Annotated in this window: 7 protein-coding genes; 2 read left to right on the top strand and 5 right to left on the bottom strand. The window is 73.8% G+C overall.

The window, feature by feature from the left end:
- Positions 1 to 33: 33 nt before the first annotated feature.
- The 4 genes from ACFU6K_RS25160 to ACFU6K_RS25145 form a co-directional block, all read right to left on the bottom strand.
- The gene (locus ACFU6K_RS25160) at positions 34 to 1194 is read right to left on the bottom strand and encodes an Mrp/NBP35 family ATP-binding protein (RefSeq protein ID WP_380666600.1); all 1161 of its coding nucleotides are present in this window, start codon (positions 1192 to 1194) and stop codon (positions 34 to 36) included.
- Between the two features lie 56 nt (positions 1195 to 1250).
- Complete coding sequence (locus ACFU6K_RS25155) at positions 1251 to 1886, bottom strand: DUF1003 domain-containing protein (RefSeq protein WP_380666598.1); 636 nt, start codon at positions 1884 to 1886, stop codon at positions 1251 to 1253.
- Complete coding sequence (locus ACFU6K_RS25150) at positions 1876 to 3174, bottom strand: magnesium transporter MgtE N-terminal domain-containing protein (protein ID WP_380666596.1); 1299 nt, start codon at positions 3172 to 3174, stop codon at positions 1876 to 1878. Before ACFU6K_RS25150 ends, ACFU6K_RS25155 begins: the two co-directional genes overlap by 11 nt.
- Before the next feature lie 149 nt (positions 3175 to 3323).
- Entirely contained in the window at positions 3324 to 3863 is a 540-nt protein-coding gene (locus ACFU6K_RS25145) for a hypothetical protein (protein WP_380666594.1), read from the bottom strand.
- Positions 3864 to 4000: 137 nt separating this feature from the next.
- Here ACFU6K_RS25145 and ACFU6K_RS25140 point away from each other — a divergent pair, with 137 nt between their 5' ends.
- Positions 4001 to 4933 carry a DMT family transporter gene (locus tag ACFU6K_RS25140; protein ID WP_380666592.1) on the top strand — a complete coding sequence of 311 codons (933 nt, stop codon included), beginning with the start codon at positions 4001 to 4003 and terminating at the stop codon, positions 4931 to 4933.
- A gap of 61 nt (positions 4934 to 4994) precedes the next feature.
- Here ACFU6K_RS25140 and corA read toward each other — a convergent pair whose 3' ends face one another.
- The gene (gene corA / locus ACFU6K_RS25135; RefSeq protein WP_380666590.1) at positions 4995 to 6116 is read right to left on the bottom strand and encodes a magnesium/cobalt transporter CorA; all 1122 of its coding nucleotides are present in this window, start codon (positions 6114 to 6116) and stop codon (positions 4995 to 4997) included.
- A gap of 484 nt (positions 6117 to 6600) precedes the next feature.
- Here corA and ACFU6K_RS25130 point away from each other — a divergent pair, with 484 nt between their 5' ends.
- Entirely contained in the window at positions 6601 to 7242 is a 642-nt protein-coding gene (locus ACFU6K_RS25130; RefSeq protein ID WP_380666588.1) for a suppressor of fused domain protein, read from the top strand.
- Positions 7243 to 7301 lie beyond the last annotated feature (59 nt).

The following is a 7301-nucleotide window of genomic DNA, read 5'->3' as shown; positions in this document are numbered from 1 at the left end:
GGTCACCCCACCCGGCCCTCCGCCGTCACCGTCTCAGAACTTGTTCCTGGGCGTCAGGCCCAGCGACATCCCGGACAGCCCGCGCTGGCGGCCGCCGAGCTTGCCGGCCACCGCGCGCAGGGCGGCGCCGGCCGGGGAGTCGGGCGCGGCGAGCACGACCGGGCGGCCGTCGTCGCCGCCCTCGCGCAGCCGCACGTCGATCGGGATCGAGCCGAGCACCGGGACGGTCGCGCCGACGGTGCGGGTGAGCGCGTCCGCGACGGTCTGGCCGCCGCCGGTGCCGAAGACGTCGATCATCTCGTCGCAGTGCGGGCACGGCATGCCGGACATGTTCTCGATCACGCCGACGATCTTCTGGTGGGTCTGCACCGCGATGGTGCCGGCCCGCTCGGCCACCTCGGCGGCGGCCATCTGCGGGGTGGTGACGATCAGGATCTCCGCGTTGGGGACCAGCTGGGCCACCGAGATCGCGATGTCGCCGGTGCCGGGCGGCAGGTCCAGCAGCAGCACGTCCAGGTCGCCCCAGTAGACGTCGGCGAGGAACTGCTGGAGCGCGCGGTGCAGCATCGGGCCGCGCCAGACCACCGGGGCGTTGCCCGGGGTGAACATGCCGATCGAGATGACCTTCACGCCGTTCGCCTGCGGCGGCATGATCATGTCCTGGACCTGGGTCGGCCGGCCCTCGACGCCCAGCATGCGCGGCACGCTGTGGCCGTAGATGTCGGCGTCCACCACGGCGACCTTCAGGCCGTCGGCGGCCATCGCGGCCGCCAGGTTGACGGTCACCGAGGACTTGCCGACGCCGCCCTTGCCGGAGGCGACGGCGTAGACCCGGGTCAGCGTGCCCGGCTTGGCGAACGGGATCTCCCGCTCGGGGGCGCCGCCGCGCAGCAGCTGGGACAGCTCCTTGCGCTGCTCGTCGCTCATCACGTCGAGCTCGACCTCGACGCCGGTCACGCCGGGGACCTTCCCGACCGCCTCGCGCACCCGGGTGACGATGGTGTCGCGCATCGGGCAGCCGGAGACCGTCAGGTAGACCGCGACGCTCACCACGCCGCCCTCGGCGATCCCGACCGATTTCACCATGCCGATCTCGGTGATCGGGCGGTTGATCTCCGGGTCGTTGACGGTCGCCAGCGCCTGGCGTACGGACTCCTCCGTGACGCCGGCCGCGACCTCTGTCTCGTTGGCCATGCCTTGATGGTACGGCGCCCGGCGAAGCCGTTAACCGGTCGGTAGCGTGCCGCGGGTCACAGCGGCTCGGGGGCCTCCCGGCGCTCGTCGATCTCCTTGAGCAGGGACTGGAGTTCGGACCGGATGAAGTCGCGCGTGGCGACCTCGCCGAGCCCGTGCCGCAGGGCCGCGACCTCGCGGGTCAGGTACTCGGTGTCGGCGATGTTGCGGTCGCTGCGGGCGCGGTCCTGCTCCATGTTGACGCGGTCCCGGTTGTCCTGCCGGTTCTGCGCCAGCAGGATCAGCGGGGCCGCGTACGAGGCCTGTAGGGACAGCGCCAGGGTCAGGAAGATGAACGGGTACTCGTCGAAGCGCACGGACGTCGGCAGCAGGGTGTTCCACGCTATCCAGACGACCACCACCACCGTCATCCAGACGATGAACCGCCCGGTGCCGAGGAAGCGGGCGATCCGCTCGGACAGGACGCCGAAGGCCTCCGGGTCGTAGGACGGCAGCGTGAGCAGGCCGGGCCGGGCGGTGCGCGGCTGGTCGAGCCGGGTGCGGCCGGTGCCGGTGATCGGCGCGGTCTCCGCGCGCCGGTCCCGGGCGCCCTCGCGGGTGCGCAGCTCGCGCAGCTGCCGCAGCTGGCGCAGTTCGCCCTGGAGGCGCCGGCGTGCGGAGTCGTCCGACCGTCCGCTGCGGTCACCGTCCATCGGTCACCCCTTCCGTCTCGTCGTCGCGGACCTCGTCGTGGGCGTGCAGCGCGGCGTCGCGCCAGTCGTCCGGCAGCAGGTGGTCGAGCACGTCGTCGACGGTCACCGCGCCGAGCAGGTGGTCCGCGTCGTCCACGACCGGAGCGGCGACCAGGTTGTAGGTCGCCAGGTAGCTGGTGATCAGCGACAGCGGGGTGTCCGGCGGCAGCGGGTCCAGGTCGTCGTCCACCAGCGAGCCGACCAGGACGTACGGGGGCTCGCGCAGCAGCCGCTGGAAGTGCACGGTGCCCAGGTAGCGGCCGGTCGGGGTCTCGTTCGGCGGGCGGCAGACGAAGACCTGCGCGGCCAGCGCGGGCTTGTGGTCGCTGACCCGGACCCGGGCCAGCGCCTCGGCGACCGTCGCGTCCGGCTCCAGCACGACCGGCTCGGTGGTCATCAGACCGCCGGCGGTGTCCTCCTCGTACGTCAGCAGGCGGCGCACCGGCGCGGCCTCGTCCGGCTCCATCAGCTGGAGCAGCCGCTCGGCCTCGTCGCCGGGCAGTTCGGAGAGCAGGTCGGCGGCGTCGTCCGGGTCCATCGCCTCCAGGACGTCGGCGGCGCGCTCCTCCTGGAGCTTGCCGATGATCTCGACCTGGTCGTCCTCGGGCAGCTCCTCCAGGACGTCGGCCAGCCGCTCGTCGTCGAGGGCGGCGGCGACCTCGGCCCGGCGCTTGGCGGACAGGTGGTGCAGCACGCTGGCGAGGTCGGCCGGGCGCAGCTGCTCGAAGGTGGCGAGCAGGTTGGCCGCGCCCTGGTCCTGCTCGGGCAGCGAGAAGCCGGTGACGTCCTGCCAGTCCAGGGTGAGCCGCTCGCCCTTGCCCTTGCGCAGCCGGCCGGCCCGGCCGACCTGGACGAAGACCTTGCTGATCTCCCACTCGCGCAGCCGGGTCTGCACCATGCCGACGTCCAGCACGGTGACGTCCTCGGCGGTCTTGGACCAGGTGACGGTGCGGTCCAGCAGCTCGGCGAGCACCAGGGTCTCGGACGGGCGCTGCTCGAAGCGGCGCAGGTTGATCACGCCGGTGGTGAGCACCTGGCCGGACTCCAGGCTGGTCACCCGGGTCATCGGCAGGAAGATCCGGCGCCGGCCGACCACCTCGACCACCAGGCCGAGCACGCGCGGCGGGCGGCCGCCGAGCCGCAGCGACACGACCACGTCCCGGACCCGCCCGACCTGGTCGCCGTTCGGGTCGAACACCGCGATGGCGGACAGATGGGAGATGAAGACCCGGGTGCCTGGCCCTGCCATGGACTCCCTCGACTCGCTCGACGCCGTACCGGGTGCGCCGGGGGCGCACTCGCGGCCAAGGCTACCCGCGTGCTCCGGGCCCGGCCGGGAGGCACGGTAGCGGCCGGACGAGTCCTGGGCACCAGATCTCTTAAAGGTTTAGGGGGGCTTTAACGGCGCTTGAACAGCAGTTTGGGCAGGCCGGCCGGGATCGGCAGCCGGGTGGTGGCCGGGGTGGGCATCGGCTGCGCGGCGTGCGAGCCGTCCGGCATCGCCCCGGGGTGCTCGGTGAGCGGGCCGGTCGGCTCCAGCCGCAGCACCCGGCACTCACGGGCCCAGCGCTCGGTGATGGCGTCGGTGTCGGGCGCGTTCAGCCGCTTGCCCTTGAGCTCCTCGACGGCGCCCAGCCAGGCCTCGCCGCCCGGGGCCGGTTCGACCACCCGGGCGCTCCAGCCGGTCAGCCGGCCGCCCTTGTCCTTGCTGCGGACGGTGACCACGGCCCCGGCGCCGGGCTCCAGGCCGTGCAGCGGCTGCTCGGCGCCCCCGCCGACCACCACGACCGCGCCGTCGTGCCAGGCGTGCCACAGCGGCCGGGCGTGCTCCTGCCCGTCCGCGCGCACCCAGAGCAGGCCGGACTTCTTCGCGGCCTCCTCCAGCAGGGCCCGGTCGAGGAAGTCGTCGGCGGTCGCGGCGGCGGGCGTACGGTCCATGGCCGACAGCGTACGGCTTTCGGCGTCCACCGGGTGTCTCAGCCTCCGGGCGACAGTTCCATCGCGCCGCCACGGGCCTTACCGTATGACCGCCTCACCGTAAGACCGCCCCGCCCCCGTGACCAGCAAGGAGCGCCGTGCCCACCGCCCGGCCCGCGACCGCCCCCTCCGCCGCCCCCGCGACCGCCGACCCGGGGCCGGCGCACCCGCTCCCCACCCTCGACCTGCTGCTGCTCGCCGTCTCGATCGGCGGCATCTCGCTGTCCGGCCCGCTGATCAGCGCCACCGCCGCGCCCGCGCTGGCGATCGCCCTCTGGCGCAACGTCATGTCGGTCGGCGTCCTCGGCCCGTACGCCCTGCTGCGCCACCGTGCCGAACTGCGCGGGATCGGCCGGCGGGCGCTGCTGCTCGCGGTGGCGGCCGGGGCGCTGCTCGCCGTGCACTTCGCGCTCTGGATGCCCAGCCTGCGGATGACCTCGGTGGCCTCGGCCACGGCGCTGGTCACCACCACCCCGCTGTGGACCATCCTGCTGATGCGGCTGATGGGCATCCGGGCGCCGCGGCTGGTCTGGCTCGGTACGGTCGTCGCCTTCGCCGGCGTGCTGGTGCTGACCGGCGTGGACCTCTCGCTCTCCCCGCGCGCGCTGCTCGGCGACGCGCTCGCGCTCGCCGCCGGCCTGGCCGCGGCCGGGTACATGCTGCTCGGCGCCGAGGTCCGCAAGACCGTCAGCACCACCGCGTACACCCTGGTCTGCTACGCCACCACGGCGGCGGTGCTGCTGGGGATCTGCCTGGTCGCCGGCACGCCGCTGGCCGGGTGGCCGGCCGGGGTGTGGTGGCAGATCGTGCTGCTGATGGTCGCCGCCCAGCTGCTCGGCCACTCGCTGAGCAACCGCGTGGTGCGCAGCCTCGGGCCGTCGGTCACCTCGACCGCGATCCTGCTGGAGACGCCGGGCGCGGCGCTGATCGCCGCCCTCTGGCTGGGCCAGTGGCCCCCGGCGGCCGCCTACCCGGCGGTGGTGCTGATCCTGCTCGGGCTGGTCCTGGTCGCCCGCGGCGGGCGGCGCTGACCGCCGGCTCCGGCCGGGGGTGCCGCCCTCGGCCCGGGCCCGGGCGCCGCCGTCGGCGCGGTCAGAGCCAGCCGTTGCGGCGGAAACCCCGGTACATCCCGAAGCAGATCAGCACGATCGCGCCGAGCACCGTCGGATAGCCGTACTTGTGGTGCAGCTCGGGCATGTACTCGAAGTTCATGCCGTAGACGCCGGTGATCATGGTGGGCACCGCGAAGATCGCCGCCCAGGCGGTGATCTTGCGCATGTCCTCGTTCTGCGCCACCGAGACCTGCGCCAGGTTCGCCTGCAGCAGCGAGTTCAGCAGCTCGTCGAAGCCGTGCACCTGCTCGGCGACCCGGGCCAGGTGGTCGGCGACGTCCCGGAAGTACTTCTGGATGTCCGGGTCGACCAGCCGCTGGAGCGGCTCGGACAGCTGCTGCATCGGGCGCAGCAGCGGCGCCACCGCACGCTTGAATTCCAGGACCTCGCGCTTGAGTTGGTAGACCCGGCCGACGTCGGCGCTGCGCCCGCCCTTGGCCGAGAAGACGCCGTACTCGATCTCGTCCACGTCGTTCTGGAGCCGCTCGGCGACCAGCAGGTAGTTGTCCACGACGTGGTCGGCGATCGCGTGCAGCACCGCCGCCGGGCCCTTGGAGAGCAGCCCGGCCTCGTCCGCGTCGGCCTCCAGCCGGTGGCGCAGCTCCTGCAGCGAGCCGTGGCCGCCGTGCCGGACGGTGATCACGAAGTCCCGGCCGGCGAAGACCATCAGCTCGCCGGTCTCCACCACCTCGCTGGTGGGCGTGAGCTGGTCGTGCTCGACGTAGCGGATGGTCTTGAAGACGGCGAACAGCACGTCGTCGTAGCGCTCGACCTTGGGCCGCTGGTGCGCGTGCACCGCGTCCTCGACCGCGAGCGGGTGCAGGCCGAAGCGCTGGGCGATCCCCTCGAACTCGGCCTCGGTCGGCTCGTGCAGCCCGATCCAGCTGAACGAGCCCTCGCCCTCGGGGAGTTGGTGGGCGGCCTTGACCCGGTGGGCGGCCTCGCGCGGGCTGCACGTCTCGCCCCTGCGCTTGCCGTGCTGGTAGACCGCGCAGTCCACGACCGCCGAACCGGCGTCCTCGGGCAGGACGGCGTAGACGCCGGACGCGCCCCGACGGCGGTTGGTGCGGACGGCGGCACGCAGGCTGTTGATCATCGACATGGCAGGCTCCCAGAGGCAGGAACCGTCGCGCGGCCGCGCGGAAGGAAGAACGTTCGGCCGCGGTACGACGGCGGAGAACACCGGTGAAACGGGGGATGAAAGTGCTCTCCCGGCCGGTCCGTCCGCCGTGGGGCCTGTGCCCGGGGCTACCGCGGCTGATTCAGCCGGTTGGGCCTGCGGGGCGCGGGGTACGGGGAAGTCGGGGCCGGGCAGAGCTGCCGGTACTGCATGGTCGGCCGGTATCCACCGCAACCACCTCCTTCGCGCCGCCGCCCCGGGACGAAACGATCCCGGTGGCCAGTCGCTCACCCTAACATCTGACCGGGCGTCGAGGCCGAGGGGTTCCCGGAGGTTTCCGAAGGCTTTACGGGATCCTTGCCCCGCCCGGCCGTTGCCCCGCCACGGCGCCCCGCCGCACCGCCGCCGACCGCCTCCGGCCCGCCCGCACGCGGCCCGCGAACCCCCGGGGGTTACGCTCACCGGCATGGCGCACGACTTCCCGCTCTTCGGCGACCCCCACGGCGGCAGCTCCCCGGAGCTCACCCGGGAGGCGGTGCTGGCCGCCGTCGAGGCCCGGCTGATCTCCACCTTCGGCGAACCGGGCGGCCGCGCCGCGGTCACCTTCCTCGGCGCCGACCGGATCGAGGTGCTGCGCTTCGGCCCGGACGCCGAGGGCCTGGTGCGCTACGCGACGCTCGGCATGTCCGCCGCACCGATGGCCGACCCGACCGCGCCGGTCGCCGACCAGGTGCGCGGCCCGCGCGCCGAACTGGTGCTGACCGTCCGGGGCGGGCGCGACAGCGTGCTGCGCACCCTGGCCACCTTCGCCGCCACCCCGCAGGTCGAGGGCCTGGTGGTGGCCCCGGGCGGCTCGCTGGACCTCGGCTCGCCGCTCTGGGACGGCGCGCCCTTCACCTCGGTGCTCGCGGCCGAACCGGGCGGCCTGGTCGAGGACCTGGAACTGGCCGACCCGGCCGACCCGGTCCGCTTCCTGCCGCTGCTGCCGATGACGCCCAACGAGGCGGGCTGGAAGCGGGTGCACGGCGCGGCCGCGCTCCAGGAGCGCTGGCTCGACCAGGGCGCCGACCTGCGCGACCCGGGCCGGCGCGGCGTCCGGCTGGACTGACCGCCGCCCGGCCGCTCGGCGCCCGAACGCCGGACCAGGGGACTAATAATCCCCTGGTC

It is taken from the genome of Kitasatospora sp. NPDC057512 (assembly GCF_042802135.1).
Taxonomy (GTDB): domain Bacteria; phylum Actinomycetota; class Actinomycetes; order Streptomycetales; family Streptomycetaceae; genus Kitasatospora.
The sequence above is the reverse complement of the archived record's forward strand: the minus strand, read 5'-3'. Positions and strand labels throughout refer to the sequence as shown.

Coding starts and splice junctions, on each gene's coding strand:
- ACFU6K_RS25160 (WP_380666600.1), bottom strand. CDS start 1,194: ATGGCCAACGAGACAGAGGTCGCGGCCGGCGTCACGGAGGAGTCCGTA.
- ACFU6K_RS25155 (WP_380666598.1), bottom strand. CDS start 1,886: ATGGACGGTGACCGCAGCGGACGGTCGGACGACTCCGCACGCCGGCGC.
- ACFU6K_RS25150 (WP_380666596.1), bottom strand. CDS start 3,174: ATGGCAGGGCCAGGCACCCGGGTCTTCATCTCCCATCTGTCCGCCATC.
- ACFU6K_RS25145 (WP_380666594.1), bottom strand. CDS start 3,863: ATGGACCGTACGCCCGCCGCCGCGACCGCCGACGACTTCCTCGACCGG.
- corA (WP_380666590.1), bottom strand. CDS start 6,116: ATGTCGATGATCAACAGCCTGCGTGCCGCCGTCCGCACCAACCGCCGT.
- ACFU6K_RS25130 (WP_380666588.1), top strand. CDS start 6,601: ATGGCGCACGACTTCCCGCTCTTCGGCGACCCCCACGGCGGCAGCTCC.